A 17,474-nucleotide genomic window follows, 5' to 3' on the forward strand; every position below is an offset into this window, starting at 1 on the left:
CGATGCGGACGCTCCTATCGGCCATCGCCCTCCCCGCCCTGCTGATCGCGGCGCCGGCGCATGCCAACGAGGACGTGCAGGGCTGGACCGGCGTCGTCGCCCAAGGCGCGGTGAAGGGCGACCTGTACATCTGGCTGGAGGGGCAGGCGCGCTTCACCGACGAGATCGGCCAGCTCGGCCAGTTCATCCTGCGCCCCGCCGCCGGCATCCGCTTCGCGCCCGATGCCAGCGCAATCGCCGGCTATGCCTATGTCCAGACACGGTCGCCGGCCGGCCTCATCACGCGCGAGCATCGCCCGTGGCAGCAGGTACAGTTCGCGTTACTGCGCAACCGTGCGGGAAAGCCGGTGGTGACCAGCCGGACGCGCCTGGAGCAGCGCATGGTCGAAGGCCGCACGAAGACCGGCTGGCGACTGCGCCAGTTCGTTCGCGCGGGCGTTCCCATCACGCGCGGCGGCGTGCAGGCCGTCGCCTTCAGCGAAGGCTTCTTCAACCTCAACACCACCGATTTCGGTGCGCGATCGGGTGTCGACCAATGGCGCACCTTCGTCGGCATCGGCCTGCCGGTCGGCAAGACGGCGCGGATCGAGCCCGGCTACCTCAACCAGCGCGTGTTCCGCAGGGGCGAGGACCGCACCAACCATGTGCTGAACGCGACGCTGTTCGTCAGCCTGTAATCAGAGCATGATGACATGCTCTACCGCTGCCCGCGATACGACGGCAGGCGGAGCTTCCAGGCGATCGCGGCCGCTCGCAGCCCGAACCCCGCCAGCGCCGCGATGATCGCCGCCACCCACATCGGCGCACCCAGCGCATGGACCGCGACATAGAGCCCCGCCGCCAGCGCCGCCGCCGTCACATACAGCTCGGGTCGCATGATGATCGACGGTTCCCCCGCCAGCACATCGCGAATGACGCCGCCGACGCAGGCCGTCACCACGCCCATCAGCGCGGCGGGCACGGGTGGGATACCGAAGGCGATCGACTTGGCCGCGCCGAACACCGCATAGACCGCGAGGCCCAGCGCATCGAACCAGTCGAGCGCGGGTCCACGCCACCATGCCTCCGGCGTCAGCCAGATGATCGCCGCCGCGGCCAGGCACACCGCCGCGACCCACGGGTCATGCGTCCAGAACACCGGCGCGCCGATCAACAGGTCACGAACCGATCCGCCGCCGACCCCCGTCACCAGCGCGAAGAAGCCCGCGGTGACGAAGGTCTGGCTGGCGCGCGTCGCAGCCAGCGCACCCGACGTCGCAAAGACAGCAATGCCGAACAGGTCGAGGTAGGGGAGAGTCGCCCCCAGCGGGGCCGCGATCGGATTCATGCGCGCCCCTTACGCGCTCGCCGCCATTCGAGCGAGCGGGTGTTGAGTGCGGGCAGATCGACGGTGCCGGCAACCGCTCCCTCCCCGAGTGCGACCGCCTTGCGCAGAATCGCGTCGGGCGCGTGAACATAGGCGGGCCGCCCTGCGATGCTGTCGTACCAGACCCCGCCGCACGCCGCGTCGAGCAGGATGCGCTGGAAGCAATGATCGGCGCCGACCGGCCAGCCCCGCGCGGCCGCCAGCGCCGGCAGGTCACGGCGGGTAAGGTCGAGCCAGCGGGCTTCCAGACGAGCGCGTTCAGGTAACATCGCTCCCGTCTAGCCATACGGACAGCCGTCAGACAAATCCCCGCTGACAAGCCGCGCGCGGTTCGCCATAGCGCAGAACGATGACGCGCTATCCTGCCCCGCTCGCCGCGGCTGCCGTTGCGCTGGCCGCCCTGGCCGGCTTCGTCGATGCGGTCGCCTGGATCGAACTTGCCGGCTTTTTCGCCTTGTTCATGAGCGGCAATTCGACCCGCGTAGCGATCGGCGTCGCGACCGGCGATTGGGGGGCCGTGCGGATCGGCGGCGGATTGCTGCTGATGTTCCTGTCGGGCGTCATGGCCGCCAGCGTCGTCGGCCACCGCTTCGCCGGGCGCCACAAGGCCCCGGTGATGCTGGTCGTCACCGTCGCGCTGACCGCGGCCGCGTGTGCCGCCTGGTGGGGCCACGTCGTCGCGCCGCTCCTGCTGCTCGCCTTTGCGATGGGTGCGGAAAACGGCGTGTTCAACCGCGACCGCGAAGTCACAATCGGCCTGACCTACATGACCGGCACGCTGGTCCGCCTGGGCCAGCAGTTCGCCGCATCGCTGATGCGCGTGCCCGGCGAGCACGCCTGGATGCCGTATCTGACGCTGTGGCTCGGGTTCGTGTGCGGCGGCGTGCTCGGCGCGCTGGCGAGCCGTGCATCTCTAGCCAGTGCCGTGACAGTGGCAGCGGTAGTCGCGGGAATCCTGACGGTGGTACTGGCGGTGGTGACCGAGCGTGTGGGCCGCGTGCGGCGGGTTTAGTTGATACAGCCGTGCTCCCGCGCAGGCAGGAGCCCTGGGCCACAACCGATCGACTTCGAAACCCTGGGTTCCCGTCTGCGCGCGAGCACGGAGTGCTCTCCCATCCCCGTTCGGGCTGGGCCTGTCGAAGCCCGGCCCTTCTTTCCACCCGCGAGCGTGCGGCGCGAAGAAAGGCACCCCTTCGACAAGCTTAGGGCGAACGGTGGTAGCGGAACGCGCCGCGGCGAAGCCGCGACGTCGGTCGGCGCTTGCGGCGCCGCCGGCCTGGGCAAGCCTTGGTCATCATATCTAGCCGGAGGCTAGATATGGATTGGCTTGCCCTGCACCGCCATCGCGGCTTCCTTGATCGCTTCCGAATGCGTCGGGTGGGCGTGGCAGGTGTAGGCGATGTCCTCGCTGGTCGCGCCGAATTCCATCGCCTGCGCGATCTGCGCGATCATCGTGCCGCCCGGCACCGCGATGACCCACGCGCCGAGCACGCGGTCGGTCTTGGCGTCCGAGATGACCTTCACGAAGCCGTCGCCCTCGTGGTTGGTCTTGGCGCGGCTGTTGGCCATCATCGGGAACTTGCCGACCTTGACCTCGCCCTTTTCGCGCGCCTGCTCTTCGGTCAGGCCGACGCCAGCGATCTCGGGCCAGGTGTAGACGACGCTCGGGATGATGTCGTGGTTCACGATGCCGGTCTGGCCGGCGATGTTCTCGGCGACCGCGATGCCTTCGTCCTCGGCCTTGTGCGCGAGCATCGGGCCGGGGACGACATCGCCGATCGCCCAGACGCCGTCGGCCCTGGTTCGAAAATCATGGTCGATCTCGATCTGTCCGCGCTGGTTCGGCGCCAGCCCGATCGCCTCAAGGTTAAGCCCATCGGTGTTCGGACGACGGCCGATCGATACCAGCACGACATCGGCATCGAGTGTCGTCGCTTCGCCACCCTGCGCCGGCTCCAGCGTCAGCGTCGCGCTCTCGCCATTGTTTTGGATGCCCGTCACCTTGGTCGACAGCTTGAACTCAATCCCCTGCTTCTTGAAAATCTTGTTCGATTCCTTGCGGATTTCACCATCGAAGCCGGGCAAAATCTGGTCGAGAAACTCGACGCAGGTGACCTTGGCGCCCAGACGCCGCCAGACCGAGCCCAGTTCCAGCCCGATCACGCCGCCGCCGATGACGACCATGTGGTTCGGCACCTTCGCCAGCTCCAGCGCGCCCGTCGAATCGACAATGACCTTCTGGTCGATCTCGACGCCCGGCAGCGGGGTGACCGAGGAGCCCGTTGCGATAACGATGTTTTTGGCGGTGACGGTCTGGCCGGCGACGTCGACGCTGTGTGCGTCCTTGAACGCCGCCTTGCCCTTCAGCCAGGTGACCTTGTTCTTCTTGAACAGGAATTCGATGCCGCCGGTCAGCTGCTTGACCGCATCGCGGCGCTGGCCGTGCATGGTGTCGAGGTCGAGTTCGGGCGTCACCTTGATACCGAGCTTCGCCATCGTGCCGTTGGCGGCATGGTCGAACAGTTCCGACGCGTGCAGCATCGCCTTCGACGGAATGCACCCGACGTTGAGGCAGGTGCCGCCCAGCGTCTCACGGCTCTCCGCGCATGCGGTGTTGAGGCCAAGCTGCGCCGCACGGATTGCGGCGACATAGCCACCGGGGCCAGCGCCGATCACGAGGACGTCGTAGTCGTATTCAGCCATGAAACTCACTCCGTTCGCCCTGAACCTGTCGAAGGGCTGCACTTCTTTTCTGTCCGTTCGAAGAAGAACGGTGCTTCGACAAGCTCAGCACGAACGGATGTGGTGGTGCGATCGCTCTATTAAAGGTCGATCAGAATCCGCGTCGGGTCCTCGATCGCATTCTTCAGCGCGACCAGGAACGTCACCGCCTCGCGGCCGTCGATCAGGCGATGGTCGTAGCTAAGCGCGAGGTACATCATGGGCCGCACGACGACCTGGCCATCGACGACTACGGGTCTGTCCTCGATGCGGTGGAGGCCGAGCACCGCCGACTGCGGCGGGTTGATGATCGGGGTCGACATCAGCGAACCGAACACGCCGCCGTTCGAGATGGTGAAGGTGCCGCCCTTCATCTCGTCCATCTTCAGCGTGCCTTCCTTGGCGCGCTTGCCGAAGTCGCCGATCATCTTTTCGATGCCCGCGACCGACAGGTCCTGCGCGTCGCGGATCACGGGGACGACCAGGCCGCCCGGCGATGACACCGCGACCGAGATGTCGGCATAGTCGTGATAGACGATCTCGTCGCCATCGATGCTCGCGTTGACGGCCGGGATGTCCTTCAGCGCCATCGTCGCGGCCTTCACGAAGAAGCCCATGAAGCCCAGGCGGACGCCGTGCTTCTTCTCGAACAGATCCTTGTACTTGGTCCGCGCCTCGATCACCGCGGTCATGTCCACGTCGTTAAAAGTCGTGAGCATCGCGGCCGTGTTCTGCGCCTCCTTGAGCCGCTTGGCGATCGTCTGGCGGAGGCGCGTCATCTTGACGCGCTCCTCGCGCCGCGAAGGCGCACGGCCGGCGCTGGCGTCGCCGCCGTCCGACGCGTTTGCGGCAGGCGACGCGGCGGGAGACTGCGTGGCGGGCGTGGTCTTCGCGGCCAGCACGTCGTCCTTGGTCAGGCGACCGTCCTTGCCGGTCCCCTTGATCGTCGCGGGATCGACACCGGTTTCGAGCACCGCACGGCGCACCGACGGGCTGAGCGCGGCAGGCGCATCGCCGTTGCCGGTCGCCGGCGCCTGCTGGCCCGCGGTGTCGGCCGGTACCGGCGCGGGTGCCGTAGCGGACGGTGCGGGCGCGGGAGCCGCCGCCTTGCCGTCACCCGCCTCGATCACGCCGATCGTCGCGCCGACGGCAACCGTCTCGCCGACCTGCACGCCATGTTCGCCCATCACGCCTGCAACCGGTGCGGGAACCTCGACCGAGACCTTGTCGGTCTCAAGGCTGGCGATGGGCTCGTCAGCCACGACCGGATCGCCCGGCTGCTTCAGCCACTCTCCCAGCGTCGCTTCGGTGATCGATTCGCCCAAGACGGGGACTTTGATTTCGGTCGACATCGCTTTCGGTCCTCACAACCGTTCGGGCTGAGCTTGTCGAAGCCCTGCCCTTTCTTTTAAGAAGTACGGCCCTTCGACAAGCTCAGGGCGAACGGGATAGTTCGGTATCGCAATCTTACCCGCCGGCGGCACCTGCCGTCTTGGGGTCTTCGGTCTTCTGTGCGCGGCGGATTTCCTCGCGCACGCTGTGGCCCAGCGCGTCGGCGACCAGTGCCGCCTGCTCGAGTTGGTGCCGCTTCATCAGGCCGGTCGCGGGCGAGGCGGAGGCCGCCCGTCCCGCATAGCGGGCGCGGCCGATCCGGCAGCCGGCGTCGGCCAGCGCTTCCTCGATCAGGGGCTCGACAAAGAACCACGAACCATTGTTCTTCGGCTCTTCCTGCGCCCAGACGATTTCCTCAAGGTTCGGCATGGCGCGCACCCGCTCGGCCAGCGGCTCGCCGGGGAACGGGTAAAGCTGCTCGACACGGACGATCTGCGTAGCGGTATCGCCCGCCGCGTCGCGCGCCTCCATCAGGTCGTAGGCGACCTTGCCGGTGCACAGCACCAGACGACGCGTATCCGCGTCGGCCGGCGCCTTCGGGTCGGACAGGAGGCGGCGGAAGTGGCTGTCGCCCTGGAAATCCTCTGCCTTGCTGACCGCCAGCTTGTGCCGCAGCAGCGACTTCGGCGTCATGATGATCAGCGGCTTGCGGAACGACCGATGCATCTGGCGGCGCAGCAGGTGGAAGTAGTTTGCCGGGGTGGTGCAGTTGGCGACCTGGATATTGTCCTGCGCACACGCCTGGAGAAACCGCTCGGGCCGCGCCGAGCTGTGTTCCGGGCCTTGCCCCTCATAGCCGTGCGGCAGCAGCATCACGAGGCCGTTGGCGCGGAGCCACTTCGATTCGCCTGACGTGATGAACTGGTCGATCATGATCTGCGCACCGTTCACGAAGTCGCCGAACTGCGCTTCCCACAGCACCAGCGTCTTCGGGTCCGCCAGCGCGAAGCCGTATTCGAAGCCAAGCACGCCATATTCGCTGAGCGGCGAGTCGAGCACTTCGAACCGGCCGTGCGGCACGGTCGTTAGCGGCACGTACTTGTGCTCGTCGGTCTGGTCGACCCACACCGCGTGACGCTGGCTGAACGTACCGCGGCCGGAATCCTGTCCCGACAGGCGGACGCCATAGCCTTCCGACATCAGCGAGCCGAACGCGAGCGCTTCGCCGGTCGCCCAGTCGAAATTCTCACCGCTGGCGAACATGTTGCGCTTGGCATCGATCACGCGCGACAGCGTCTTGTGGATCTGGATGCTGTCCGGGACCGTCGTCAGCGTGCGGCCCAGGCTGTCGAACAGCTTCTTGTCGATGCCCGTTTCGACGTTGCGGCGGCTGCTCTCGCCGTCCGAAGGCGCATGAAGCCCCGACCAGCGACCGGCGAACCAGTCCGCCTTGTTCGGCTTGTACGAGGCACCCGCCTCGAACTCGCCTTCCATCAGCGTATCGAAAGCTTTCCACTGTTCGTTGATCCAGGCCTGGTCGATCACGCCTTCCGCCATCAGCCGGTCGCCGTAGATCTTGCTGACACCCGGGTGTTGCTTGATCTTGGCATACATCAGCGGCTGGGTGAACGACGGCTCGTCGCCCTCGTTGTGGCCGAAACGGCGGTAGCACCACATGTCGATCACGACGTCGCGGTGGAAGGTCTGGCGGAACTCGATCGCCATCTTGGTGGCAAAGGTCACCGCTTCCGGGTCATCGCCGTTGACGTGGAAGATCGGCGCCTGGACGCCCTTGGCCACATCCGACGGATACGGCGAGCTCCGCGCGAACTGCGGGCTGGTGGTGAAGCCGACCTGGTTGTTGATGATGAAATGGACGCAGCCGCCGGTGTTGTAGCCGCGAATGCCGGAAAAGCCGAGGCATTCCCAGACGATCCCCTGCCCCGCCATCGCCGCGTCGCCATGGATCAGCACGGGCAGCGACGCCTTGTGTTCGGTCAGGTCGCCCGCCAGCGTCTGGATCGCGCGGGTCTTGCCCAGCACGACCGGATCGGCGGCTTCCAGGTGGCTGGGGTTGGCGACCAGCGACATGTGGACCTTGATCCCGTCGAACTCACGGTCGGTCGAGGTGCCCAGATGATACTTCACGTCGCCCGAGCCGCCGACGTCCTCGGGGTTGGACGACCCGCCCGAAAATTCGTGGAAGATCGCGCGATACGGCTTGGCGAGCACGTTGGCGAGCACGTTCAGGCGGCCGCGGTGCGCCATGCCGTACACGATCTCGCGCACGCCCTGCTGGCCGCCGTATTTGATGACGCTTTCCAGCGCCGGGATCATGCTTTCGCCACCGTCCAGGCCGAAGCGCTTGGTGCCGACGTACTTCTTGCCCAGGAACTTCTCGTAACCCTCGGCATGGATCACCTTGCTCAGGATCGCCTTCTTGCCGTCGGGCGTGAACTGGATCGCCTTGTCGCGGCCCTCCATCCGGTCCTGCAGGAACTTGCGCTCCTCCACGTCGGCGATGTGCATATATTCAAGGCCGACGTTACCGCAGTAGTTGGCGCGCAGGATCGTAACGAGCTCGCGGATGGTCGCGGTCTGCAAGCCCAGCACGCCGCCCAGGAAGACCGGCGTGTCGATCTGGTCGTCGGTGAAGCCGTGATATTCGGTCCGCAGATCCTCGGGCAGCTCGCGCTTCGACAGGCCCAGCGGATCGAGGTTCGCCGCCAGGTGGCCACGGACGCGGTAGGTGCGGATCAGCGTCATCGCGCGGATCGACGCATCGGCCGCGGCACGGATCGCATCGGGGGACGCAGCGGGCGCCGCGGCAGCAGCGGGCTTGGCGCCAGGCTTTGCCGGCTTGGGTGTCGGCTCCATCTGCGTCGGGTCGAGCCCGGCGGTCAGCGCATCGGTTTCGGTCGGCGGCCAGTTCTTCTTCGCCCAGGACGGACCGGTTGCGGCGCCCTCCAGCCCGTCGAAGAACGCCCGCCAGCCGGGTTCCAGGCCCGACGGGTCGCTCTTGTACCTCGCATAAAGCGTGTCGACGAACGCCTGCGAGACGCCGCCGGCGATATCTGAAAAATCCTGGCCTTCGTAGCCCATCACAACCACTCCGTGGTGCTCCCGCACAGGCGGGAGCCCAGAGCCGAGAGCGGATTGCTGTGGGCTCTGGGTCCCCGCTTGCGCGGGGACAGGTTTACGCTTTTACTTGCTCAGCACCGACACCAGCGTCTCGCCCAGCAGGCTGGGCGAATCCGCGACCTTGATGCCGGCGGCTTCCATCGCCGCGATCTTGCTTTCGGCGTCGCCCTTGCCGCCCGACACGATCGCGCCGGCGTGACCCATGCGACGGCCCGGAGGCGCGGTGCGACCGGCGATGAAGCCGGCCATCGGCTTGCTTCGACCGCGCTTGGCCTCGTCGATCAGGAACTGCGCAGCCTGCTCTTCCGCGTCGCCGCCGATCTCGCCGATCATGATGATGGATTCGGTCGCGTCGTCGGCGAGAAACAGCTCCAGCACGTCGATGAAGTTGGTGCCGTTCACCGGATCGCCGCCGATGCCGACCGCGGTGGTCTGGCCGAGGCCCGCGTTGGTCGTCTGGAACACCGCTTCATAGGTCAGCGTGCCCGAGCGCGAGACGACGCCGACCGAGCCCTTGGAAAAGATGCTGCCCGGCATGATGCCGATCTTGCACTCGCCCGGCGTCAAGACGCCCGGGCAGTTCGGACCGATCAGCCGCGACTTCGAACCCGACAGGGCGCGCTTGACCTTCACCATGTCGAGCACCGGAATGCCCTCCGTGATGCAGACGATCAGCGGGATTTCGGCGTCGATCGCTTCCAGGATCGAGTCCGCGGCGAAGGGCGGCGGCACGTAGATGACGCTCGCATCGGCGCCGGTCTTCGACTTGGCTTCGGCGACGGTGTTGAACACCGGAAGCCCCAGATGCTCGGTGCCGCCCTTACCCGGCGTGACGCCGCCCACCATCTGCGTGCCGTAATCCAGCGCCGCCTTGGTATGGAAGCTGCCGGTCTCCCCGGTCATGCCCTGGGTGATGACCTTGGTGTTCTTGTTGACGAGGATGCTCATACTGTCTCCGCAGTCCCAGTTATCGAATCGAACAGATCATCCCACCGTGGGTTCATCTCCTCGATCAGCCGCAGCTTCCACGGCCTGTTCCATTTCTTGATCCGCCGTTCGCGCTGCCGCGCTTCCTGCAGATCATCATGCACTTCGTACCAGACCAGGAGGATGCACCTCGTGTCGCTGGTGAATTCGCTGCCTACCCGTTGCGATGCTGCCAGATCCGCTGGATTAGATTGCTTGTCGATCCGGTATAAATCGTTCCGTTTCGCTGGCTCGCCACGATGTAAACGTAACCGGCCTTCATCAGCCCCTCCGTGCTCCCGCGAAGGCGGGAGCCTAGGGTCACAGAGGTCATCCCTCAACAACCCTGGGCACCCGCCTACGCGGGTGCACGGCATGGCTCAGTTCAGGCTGCCATCGATCCCCCTGCAGGCGACCAGCAGTTCCTTCACCGCGTCGACGCTAACCTGAAGATTGCCCTTCGCCTCATCGCTCAGCTTCACTTCGACAACCTTCTCGACGCCGTCCTTGCCGATCACCACCGGCACGCCGACGTACAGGTCGTCGATGCCGTACTGGCCGGTCAGGTGCGCCGCGGCGGGCAGGATGCGCTTCTGGTCGTACAGATACGCTTCGGCCATCGCGATACCGCTGGTGGCGGGCGCGTAATAGGCCGAACCGGTCTTGAGCAGTGCGACGATCTCGCCGCCGCCGCCGCGGGTGCGCTTGATGATTTCATCGACGCGCTCCTGCGTCGACATGCCCATCGCGATCAGGTCGCTGACCGGGATGCCGCTGACGGTCGAATATTCGAGCACCGGGACCATCGTGTCGCCGTGGCCGCCCAGCACGAAGGTGTTGATGTCCTTAACCGACACCTTGAACTCTTCGGCCAGGAAATGGCTGAACCGCGCCGAGTCCAGCACGCCGGCCATGCCGACGACCTTCTGGTGCGGCAGGCCCGAGAATTCACGCAGTGCCCAGACCATCGCGTCGAGCGGGTTGGTGATGCAGATCACGAACGCATCGGGGGCGTGTTCGGCAATGCCCTCGCCGACCGCCTTCATCACCTTCAGATTGATGCCGAGCAGATCGTCGCGGCTCATGCCCGGCTTGCGCGCGACGCCCGCGGTCACGATGATGACGTCGGCGCCGGCGATGTCCTTGTAATCGTTCGAACCGGTGATGGTCGCATCGAAGCCTTCGACCGGGCCGCACTGCGACAGGTCGAGCGCCTTGCCCTGCGGCACGCCTTCGACGACGTCGAACAGGACGATATCGCCCAGGCCCTTCAGGGCGGCCAGGTGCGCGAGCGTGCCGCCGATATTACCGGCGCCGATCAGCGCGATCTTCTTGCGAGCCAAAACCGTCTCTCCCTTCGCGTATATGAGCATCGGGCGCGCCCGAACATCAACGACAGACGCGCGAAAGTCGGACGGGGCCATAGGCCCATCCCGCGCTTGCGGCAACCCGTAAAACAGATGGGCTAAGGCCTTTAATTGCATATCGTTCGCAGTAGCGATAAGTCTAGTCCGTGCCGTGCCCCAGCGCCAGATAGTCCGCGGACCGCATTTCCATAAGCCTGCTGGCGGTCCGCTCGAACTCGAATGCTCCGTCGCCCGCGACGTACAGATCGTCAGGCTCGGCATCGGCGGTCGCGAGCAGCTTGACCTTGTGCTCGTACAGCGCGTCGATCAGCGTCACGAAGCGCGCGGCCTCGTTGCGGTTGTCGGGACCCATCCTGGGGATGCCGACGATGATAACGGTGTGAAAATGACGCGCGATCGCCAGGTAATCGGGTACGCCGCGCGGTTCGCCGCACAGCCGTTTGAAGCTGAACACGCCGACGCCCTTCAGGCTCTTGGGGACATGCAGCACCCGGCCGCCTGGGATCGCCAGATCCTCGCTCGGAACATGCTCGCGGTCGGCGGGGTCGAAGTCGGTCAAGCGGAAGAAGGCGTCCGTCACCGCCTCTGTCGCAGCATCGCCGGTCGGGACATGCCACGTCTCGCCGCTGCCCAGTCGATCGAGGCGGTAGTCGGTGGGGCCGTTTAGCGCGATCACGTCCATCTTCTGCTCGATCAGCGCGATGAACGGCAGGAACAGGTGACGATTGAGCCCGTCCTTGTAGAGATCGCCGGGCACGCGGTTCGAGGTCGCGACAATTGTCACGCCGTGGTCGAACAGGCCGGTGAAGAGGCGCGAGAGGATCGCGGCATCGGCCATGTTGGTGACGACCAGTTCGTCGAACGCCAGCACGCGCACGTCGGTCGCCAGCGCGGCGGCGACGGGCGGGATCGGATCGCCGGCCTCCTTCTCGCGCTCGATGCGCAGGCGATCGTGGACCTCGGCCATGAATTCGTGGAAGTGGACGCGGCGTTTCTGCTCGATCTTCAGGCAGCTGTGGAACAGGTCCATCAGCATCGACTTGCCACGCCCCACACCGCCCCACAGGTACAGGCCGCGGGGGGACTCGGGCGTTCGGCCGAACAGGCGCCCGATCAGGCCGGGCTTCTGCTGGTTCTCGAGCGCGGTCGCGAGCGCGGCGAGACAGCGGGCGGCGTCTTCCTGCGCGGAATCGGAGCGGAGCTCTCCGCTGGCGACGAGCGCTTCGTAGCGGGCGAGGACGTTGGGCATTGGCTAGGTCATCGCTCGCGGCATGAAGAAGGGCAGCACTTCGACAAGCTCAGTGCGAACGGATTTGGTGTTAGGGACGAACGCCATCGCTGGCGAAGGGCCAATCAAGATGGAAAGCGAGCCACCCCCCGTTCGTGCTGAGCTTGTCGAAGCACCGTACTTCTTCAGCACCACGCTCGCGGCTCAAAGAACGGTGCTTCGACAGGCTCAGCACGAACGGAAAAAGCGCCAGCGGATCAAATAATCCGCTCGGCTTCCATCTTCTTGATTTCCGCGATCGCCTTCGCCGGGCTCAACCCCTTCGGGCACGCGTTCGCGCAGTTCATGATCGTGTGGCAGCGGTACAGGCGGAAGGGATCCTCCAGCGCGTCCAGCCGCTCGCCGGTCATTTCGTCGCGGCTATCGGCCAGCCAGCGGTACGCTTGAAGCAGGATCGCCGGCCCCAGGAACTTGTCGCTGTTCCACCAGTAGCTCGGGCAGCTGGTCGAGCAGCAGGCGCACAGGATGCACTCATACAGGCCATCCAGCTTCTCGCGCTGCTCGGGGCTCTGGAGCCGCTCCTTGCCGGCCGGCGCCGGAGTGACGGTCTGCAGCCACGGCTTGATCGAGGCGTATTGCGCGTAGAAGTGCGTGAAGTCGGGGACCAGGTCCTTGATGACGTCCATCGCCGGCAACGGCGTGATGCGAACCTCGCCCTTCATGTCCTCGATCGCGGTGGTGCAGGCCAGACCGTTCTTGCCGCCGAGGTTCATCGAGCACGATCCGCAGATGCCCTCGCGGCACGACCGGCGGAAGGTCAGCGAGGGGTCCTGCTCCGCCTTGATCTTAATGAGCGCGTCGAGGACCATCGGGCCGCAGTCGTCCAGATCAACCTCGAACGTGTCGTAGCGCGGATTTTCGCCCGAATCCGGGTCGTAGCGATAGATCTTGAACGATTTCACGCGGGTTGCCCCGGCCGGCGCCTTGTGCACGCGGCCCTTGCCCGTGATCTTGCTGTTTTTCGGCAGGGTGAACTCGGCCATCGCTTGTATCCGTCCTTCTCTGGAGCGCGCGATAGCGGGTGATGCGCGCCGGCTCAACCGTCGGTACGCATCACCCGCGAATTCAGCCCGCTATCTCAGCGGTCTCGCGCCCGCCCCATTCGATGTTGCGCGTCAGGTACATGATGCTGGCCAGCGCCGCGAACAACAGGACGGAGCCGATCAGCAACGAAAATTCCTCCAGGCTGAGCAATACGTAGAGCACGCCGTACAACGCCCCCAGCAGGGCAGCGACGAAGCCCGCCCGGCGCCGACTGCCCAGGACCGCGCCCGAATAGGCGGTGAGCAACCCGACGATCGCGCCGCCTGCGACCAGATAGGCAGCGGCAAAGCCGATCACTTCGGCAAAGGCCAGCAGCATGACGAAGAACAGCACCAGCCCCGCGCCGACCAACAGATATTCGATGGCCGAAACACGCACCCCGCCGACCACGTCGAACATCAGGAAGGCGGCAAAGGTGAAACCGATGAACAGGAAGCCGTATTTCACGCTGCGGTTGACCTGGGCGTAGAGATCGACCGGTGAAACAAGAGTCACGCCTGCGAGGTGATCGCTGCCCGCGTCGGTGCGGTTGGTATCGACGGACGGCACACCTGCCGACACCAGCGCCCGGCCCAGCGCCAGATTGCCGACACGCCAGCGCGCGGTGAAGCCGTCGACGTCCAGGCTGTGCTGCGCGGGCAGGAAGCCGCCGCCAAAGCTCGGGTGCTGCCACGGCGACGTCACCGTCCAGCGCGTGTCGCCGGCGAAGGGGGCAAGCATCAGGCTGGTGTTGCCGCGGAAATCATAGGAGAATTTTGCAACGATCGCCCGCCCGCGCAGCACGCCCGCATCGAACGGGGCGACGAACCCGGCCCCGCCGGTCGCCTCCACGCCCTTGTCCGGCCGAAGCGGACGACGGGCGCCGTCGATCTCGACGGACGGCGGCGCACCGTACAGGCCGCGCGCGTCACTCAGGCCGAAGCGCAGTTCGGCCCGGTCGAGCGCAAGCGCGTCAGCCGCGACACCGTAGCGCGTAAGGTCGGCGGGCAGCGTGAAGCGTGCCTGCCCGGTGGTGGCCGCGGAATAGACCACGGCTTCGTAGATCGATCGCTTGCGCCGTTCCGGGGCTATCGTCGAGCGGATGTCGGTCAGGTCCGGCGCGATCTGCAATTCGCGCCATACGCGCGACGTGCGGGCGCTCGGCTGCCCGCCCTGCGGCACCGGGTCCGTCGCATCGGACAGATAGGGGATGACCAGCACCGGCCCGCCGATCGTCTGCGGGCCACCCCACCCTTCCGCGATCGATGCGCGCGCGGACTCCGACTGCGACTGGCGGTCATAGACGAGCAGATAGACGGCAAAGAGCGGGATGGTGAGCGCCGCGGCGACTAGGATCGCAAAGGCGAGCTTCATCGTCGGCGTGCGCTCGACGCGAGGCAGATGGTCCATGGGTAGGGCTCCTGAAGTGGAGCCCCGTCGTTGCGGAAAAAGCCATGAGCGGCATGAGCGGGGCGTGAGGCTTTGCTGAAAAGCGCGCCGATCCCGCGCCGCCCTCAGATCACGTCGAGGACCAGCCCCATCTCCAGCGCTTCCTGGCAATCGATATACCAGTTGTTCGGCGCCTTCTTCAGCAGATCGTCATAGTCGACCGTCGACCCCGCAATCAGCGCGCGGAACCCCTCTTCCTCGATCGCGATCGACTGTTCGATCTCGTGCAGCTTGGCCTTCAGATTGGCGATCTGCATCTTCAGCGGGCCCGAGAGTTGGACCGTCGCCTGCATCTGCCGCTCGTGCACCATCAATCGCGTGCCGCGGGTCAGGAAGCGCTTGTCGTTGGGAAACGCCGACATGAAGGTGGCGCCGGCCGAATAGACCGCGACCTTGCCCAGGAACAGCGTCTCGCGGCCGGTATATTCGCCGATCAGGCGGACGTCGTCGCCCATTGCACGCGCCACCTCCGGATCGCCGCCCAGCGTGGTGATCGAAAAGACGATGCTCCCCTCCGCCGGTGCGTCCAGGATCTGCTGGCGGAAGCTGTCGTACATCGCATCGTCCACCGTGCCGTGCAGATGGACATTGGGGTTGGCGAGCAGCGGATACTGGCGGGCGTTGGCGCGGGTCTGGTCCATGTCGCCCGCAACCGGCCAGCGCGGTGGAGGTTCCGTCGCGCGCTTCAGCAAACCTCGGCCGTATTCAACGGTATCGGCCCGGGCGGGACGCGCGCAGAATGGCGCCAGAACGGGTCACTATCCAGCCGATGCCGCCGGCCATAGGCTTTGCCGAGCACCGCGTAGAGCGCCGGGTCGTAGCGCTTCAGGTCGGCGGGGCTGAGGATCCGCGTACCGTCGACGACCGTCAGGCGGTTCGATTCAAACCACGTCTGCGTACCCTCCGCCCAATATTCGCCGACCGAGGTCAGCGCATATTCGTTCGTCCACCGGCCGCTCGCCCTGGCCGCGGCATAGGCCCGCTCGACCGCGGCGTAGAGCGGGCGGGCGCGACGCTGGATCGCGTGCAGGATGCCGTGCGCAAACTCGTGGACGAAGATCGTCTCGCCATAATAGCGTGACGTCGTCAGCCCCAGCAGGTCCTCGGCCGCGCCGCTGGTCAGCACGCCGCCCATTCCGCGGGCGCGGGCATTCCAATAGGCGCGGTCGGTCACCTTCCTGATGCGGGTGTCGTAATGCTTGCGCTCGCACCGGGTCAGCCGCGGATCGTCGCGCGCCGGCTTCACCCAGTGACGCTGTTCGGGCAGGTCGGTGGTATATTCGTCCTCCGCCATGATCGCGACGCGGGTGCCCATCGCGGCAAGCTCGCGGGCGAGATCGCTGCGGTGGGCGAGCATCCCTGTCACGATGTCGCGTGCGGCATAGAGGGCGCCGTCCGGGGCCTTCTCCGACGACAGGATCGGGATGCCGGCGGCGTCGAGATATTTTGCGTAGAACGGGTCCGCGCGCAGTGCGGCCGGCGGCGGCCGGATTGCCGGCGCCGCAGCGACCAAGGCCAAGGCGAGCGCGATCCCCTTCATGTCACCGCGTTGCGCGCGTGGAATTCCGGACGATCCCAGCGGCCGGTGGCAAGGATGTCGGCCAGCACCGTCACTGCGCGATCGACATCTGCCAGATCGTTGTACAGCGGCGCGAAGCCGAAGCGCAGGATGTCGGGCGCGCGGAAATCGCCGATTACGCCCTCTGCGATCAACGCCTGCATCACCGCATAGGCCTGGGGATGGCGGACGCCGACCTGGCTGCCGCGCGCATGCGGGTCGCGCGGCGAGGCCAGCGTGACGCCCGCACACCGTGCCTCGACCCCGGCGATGAACGCTTCGCTCAGCTCGATCGATCGTGCACGCAGGTCGGCCATGGCGACACCGTCCCAGGCATCGAGCGCGGCATCGAGCACCGCCAGCGCGATCACGGGCGGCGTCCCCACCCGCATCCGCTCGATCCCCTTGCCCGGCCGATAGTCGAGATCGAAGGCGAACGGCGCGGCATGACCCATCCAGCCCGATAGCGCCGGCAGCGCCGCATCGTGATGCGCCGGTGCGACATAGATGAACGCGGGCGCGCCGGGGCCGCCGTTCAGATACTTGTACGTGCAGCCCACCGCGAAATCGGCTGCACCCGCCGTCACATCGACCGGCACTGCGCCCGCCGAATGCGCGAGGTCCCAGATGGCGAGCGCGCCCACGTCATGCGCCCTGGCGGTCAGCGCGGGCATGTCGTGACGGCGGCCGGTGCGGTAATCGACTTCGGTCAGCAGCGTAACTGCGATGTTGTCGTCGATTGCATCGGCGACCTCGTCGGGAGCCACGACCTTTAAGCGATAATCCGAACCGAGCGAGGCGAGCAGTCCCTGCGCGATATACAGGTCGGTCGGGAAATTGCCGCTGTCGGACAGCACGACCCGCCGGTCGGGACGCATCGAAAGCGCGGAAGCGAGCGCCTGGTAGACCTTGATGCTCAGCGTATCGCCCATCACGACACTGCCCGCCGGCGCGCCGATCAGCCGGGCGATCCGGTCCCCCACCCGCCCCGGCGCGGCCATCCAGCCGGCGGTGTTCCAGCCGCGGATCAGCATCTCGCCCCATTCGTCGGCGACCACCCGGCGTGCCCGCTCCTGCGCGGCGATCGGCAGCGGACCCAGCGAATTGCCGTCGAGATAGGTGACCCCCGCCGGCAGGTGGAACATCGCGCGGGTTGCGGTGAAATCGGTCATGGCGGCGGTGATGGGGTTGAGAACGGTGGAGGTCAACGCTCGACCGTCCTTTCGGCGACGACAGCCCCGGCGGGACGGCATCGCCCTCTTG

The 17,474-nt window shown here is 66.3% G+C and carries 16 protein-coding genes and 1 pseudogene; 3 read left to right on the plus strand and 14 right to left on the minus strand.

Annotation, left to right across the window (positions count from 1 at the left end):
* The first annotated feature begins 2 nt into the window (after positions 1-2).
* Positions 3-677, plus strand: coding sequence for a DUF2490 domain-containing protein (locus ASE86_RS11390; protein ID WP_162233330.1), 675 nt, complete (start codon positions 3-5; stop codon positions 675-677).
* 20 nt (positions 678-697) lie between these two features.
* On the opposite strand, the gene ASE86_RS11395 is transcribed toward ASE86_RS11390, so the two are convergent.
* Entirely contained in the window at positions 698-1,327 is a 630-nt protein-coding gene (locus ASE86_RS11395) for a trimeric intracellular cation channel family protein (protein ID WP_056426099.1), read from the minus strand.
* The gene (locus ASE86_RS11400; RefSeq protein ID WP_056426102.1) at positions 1,324-1,635 is read right to left on the minus strand and encodes a hypothetical protein; all 312 of its coding nucleotides are present in this window, start codon (positions 1,633-1,635) and stop codon (positions 1,324-1,326) included. The genes ASE86_RS11395 and ASE86_RS11400 overlap by 4 nt, the downstream gene beginning before the upstream one ends.
* Positions 1,636-1,715: 80 nt before the next feature.
* Between ASE86_RS11400 and ASE86_RS11405 the strand changes: the two genes are divergently transcribed.
* The gene (locus ASE86_RS11405) at positions 1,716-2,378 is read left to right on the plus strand and encodes a YoaK family protein (protein ID WP_056426105.1); all 663 of its coding nucleotides are present in this window, start codon (positions 1,716-1,718) and stop codon (positions 2,376-2,378) included.
* Positions 2,379-2,677: 299 nt separating this feature from the next.
* On the opposite strand, the gene lpdA is transcribed toward ASE86_RS11405, so the two are convergent.
* The 7 genes and pseudogenes from lpdA to zapE all read right to left on the minus strand — a co-directional run bounded on the left by lpdA (position 2,678) and on the right by zapE (position 12,142).
* Positions 2,678-4,069, minus strand: a complete 1,392-nt coding sequence (gene lpdA / locus ASE86_RS11410) for a dihydrolipoyl dehydrogenase (RefSeq protein WP_056426108.1) — start codon at positions 4,067-4,069, stop codon at positions 2,678-2,680.
* A gap of 119 nt (positions 4,070-4,188) precedes the next feature.
* Positions 4,189-5,439: a 2-oxoglutarate dehydrogenase complex dihydrolipoyllysine-residue succinyltransferase gene (gene odhB, locus ASE86_RS11415; RefSeq protein ID WP_056426112.1), complete on the minus strand. Its 1,251-nt coding sequence runs from the start codon at positions 5,437-5,439 to the stop codon at positions 4,189-4,191.
* A gap of 115 nt (positions 5,440-5,554) precedes the next feature.
* Positions 5,555-8,521 carry a 2-oxoglutarate dehydrogenase E1 component gene (locus ASE86_RS11420; RefSeq protein WP_082441799.1) on the minus strand — a complete coding sequence of 989 codons (2,967 nt, stop codon included), beginning with the start codon at positions 8,519-8,521 and terminating at the stop codon, positions 5,555-5,557.
* A gap of 102 nt (positions 8,522-8,623) precedes the next feature.
* Positions 8,624-9,508 (minus strand): succinate--CoA ligase subunit alpha, encoded by an 885-nt coding sequence (gene sucD / locus ASE86_RS11425; protein WP_056426115.1) that lies wholly within the window; start codon positions 9,506-9,508, stop codon positions 8,624-8,626.
* Positions 9,505-9,812, minus strand: a pseudogene (locus tag ASE86_RS15720) (GIY-YIG nuclease family protein). The gene sucD and the pseudogene ASE86_RS15720 overlap by 4 nt, the downstream one beginning before the upstream one ends.
* Before the next feature lie 94 nt (positions 9,813-9,906).
* Positions 9,907-10,869 (minus strand): malate dehydrogenase, encoded by a 963-nt coding sequence (mdh, locus tag ASE86_RS11430; RefSeq protein WP_056427079.1) that lies wholly within the window; start codon positions 10,867-10,869, stop codon positions 9,907-9,909.
* A 163-nt stretch (positions 10,870-11,032) separates the two neighbouring features.
* The gene (gene zapE, locus ASE86_RS11435) at positions 11,033-12,142 is read right to left on the minus strand and encodes a cell division protein ZapE (RefSeq protein WP_056426117.1); all 1,110 of its coding nucleotides are present in this window, start codon (positions 12,140-12,142) and stop codon (positions 11,033-11,035) included.
* Positions 12,143-12,164: 22 nt separating this feature from the next.
* Here zapE and ASE86_RS16495 point away from each other — a divergent pair, with 22 nt between their 5' ends.
* On the plus strand, positions 12,165-12,386 hold the full coding sequence (locus ASE86_RS16495) for a hypothetical protein (protein WP_156347103.1): 222 nt from the start codon (positions 12,165-12,167) through the stop codon (positions 12,384-12,386).
* Here ASE86_RS16495 and ASE86_RS11440 read toward each other — a convergent pair.
* The 5 genes from ASE86_RS11440 to kynU all read right to left on the minus strand — a co-directional run bounded on the left by ASE86_RS11440 (position 12,379) and on the right by kynU (position 17,419).
* Positions 12,379-13,164 (minus strand): succinate dehydrogenase iron-sulfur subunit, encoded by a 786-nt coding sequence (locus ASE86_RS11440; RefSeq protein ID WP_056426120.1) that lies wholly within the window; start codon positions 13,162-13,164, stop codon positions 12,379-12,381. The genes ASE86_RS16495 and ASE86_RS11440 overlap by 8 nt on opposite strands.
* An 82-nt stretch (positions 13,165-13,246) precedes the next feature.
* Complete coding sequence (gene creD, locus ASE86_RS11445) at positions 13,247-14,614, minus strand: cell envelope integrity protein CreD (protein WP_056426123.1); 1,368 nt, start codon at positions 14,612-14,614, stop codon at positions 13,247-13,249.
* A 104-nt stretch (positions 14,615-14,718) separates the two neighbouring features.
* Complete coding sequence (locus ASE86_RS11450) at positions 14,719-15,294, minus strand: ATP-dependent Clp protease proteolytic subunit (protein ID WP_056426126.1); 576 nt, start codon at positions 15,292-15,294, stop codon at positions 14,719-14,721.
* Positions 15,295-15,338: 44 nt separating this feature from the next.
* Complete coding sequence (locus ASE86_RS11455) at positions 15,339-16,193, minus strand: hypothetical protein (RefSeq protein WP_056426129.1); 855 nt, start codon at positions 16,191-16,193, stop codon at positions 15,339-15,341.
* Positions 16,190-17,419 carry a kynureninase gene (kynU, locus tag ASE86_RS11460; RefSeq protein ID WP_235524051.1) on the minus strand — a complete coding sequence of 410 codons (1,230 nt, stop codon included), beginning with the start codon at positions 17,417-17,419 and terminating at the stop codon, positions 16,190-16,192. Before kynU ends, ASE86_RS11455 begins: the two co-directional genes overlap by 4 nt.
* Positions 17,420-17,474 lie beyond the last annotated feature (55 nt).

The sequence above is a fragment of the Sphingomonas sp. Leaf33 genome, from assembly GCF_001421785.1.
Lineage (GTDB): Bacteria > Pseudomonadota > Alphaproteobacteria > Sphingomonadales > Sphingomonadaceae > Sphingomonas.

Bases quoted from the DNA above. Each gene is read 5' to 3' on its own strand.
- ASE86_RS16495 (WP_156347103.1), top strand. From the start codon at position 12,165: ATGAAGAAGGGCAGCACTTCGACAAGCTCAGTGCGAACGGATTTGGTG.
- lpdA (WP_056426108.1), bottom strand. From the start codon at position 4,069: ATGGCTGAATACGACTACGACGTCCTCGTGATCGGCGCTGGCCCCGGT.
- ASE86_RS11455 (WP_056426129.1), bottom strand. From the start codon at position 16,193: ATGAAGGGGATCGCGCTCGCCTTGGCCTTGGTCGCTGCGGCGCCGGCA.
- ASE86_RS11400 (WP_056426102.1), bottom strand. From the start codon at position 1,635: ATGTTACCTGAACGCGCTCGTCTGGAAGCCCGCTGGCTCGACCTTACC.
- ASE86_RS11450 (WP_056426126.1), bottom strand. From the start codon at position 15,294: ATGGACCAGACCCGCGCCAACGCCCGCCAGTATCCGCTGCTCGCCAAC.
- odhB (WP_056426112.1), bottom strand. From the start codon at position 5,439: ATGTCGACCGAAATCAAAGTCCCCGTCTTGGGCGAATCGATCACCGAA.
- creD (WP_056426123.1), bottom strand. From the start codon at position 14,614: ATGGACCATCTGCCTCGCGTCGAGCGCACGCCGACGATGAAGCTCGCC.
- ASE86_RS11395 (WP_056426099.1), bottom strand. From the start codon at position 1,327: ATGAATCCGATCGCGGCCCCGCTGGGGGCGACTCTCCCCTACCTCGAC.
- ASE86_RS11390 (WP_162233330.1), top strand. From the start codon at position 3: ATGCGGACGCTCCTATCGGCCATCGCCCTCCCCGCCCTGCTGATCGCG.
- sucD (WP_056426115.1), bottom strand. From the start codon at position 9,508: ATGAGCATCCTCGTCAACAAGAACACCAAGGTCATCACCCAGGGCATG.
- zapE (WP_056426117.1), bottom strand. From the start codon at position 12,142: ATGCCCAACGTCCTCGCCCGCTACGAAGCGCTCGTCGCCAGCGGAGAG.
- ASE86_RS11405 (WP_056426105.1), top strand. From the start codon at position 1,716: ATGACGCGCTATCCTGCCCCGCTCGCCGCGGCTGCCGTTGCGCTGGCC.
- ASE86_RS11440 (WP_056426120.1), bottom strand. From the start codon at position 13,164: ATGGCCGAGTTCACCCTGCCGAAAAACAGCAAGATCACGGGCAAGGGC.
- ASE86_RS11420 (WP_082441799.1), bottom strand. From the start codon at position 8,521: ATGGGCTACGAAGGCCAGGATTTTTCAGATATCGCCGGCGGCGTCTCG.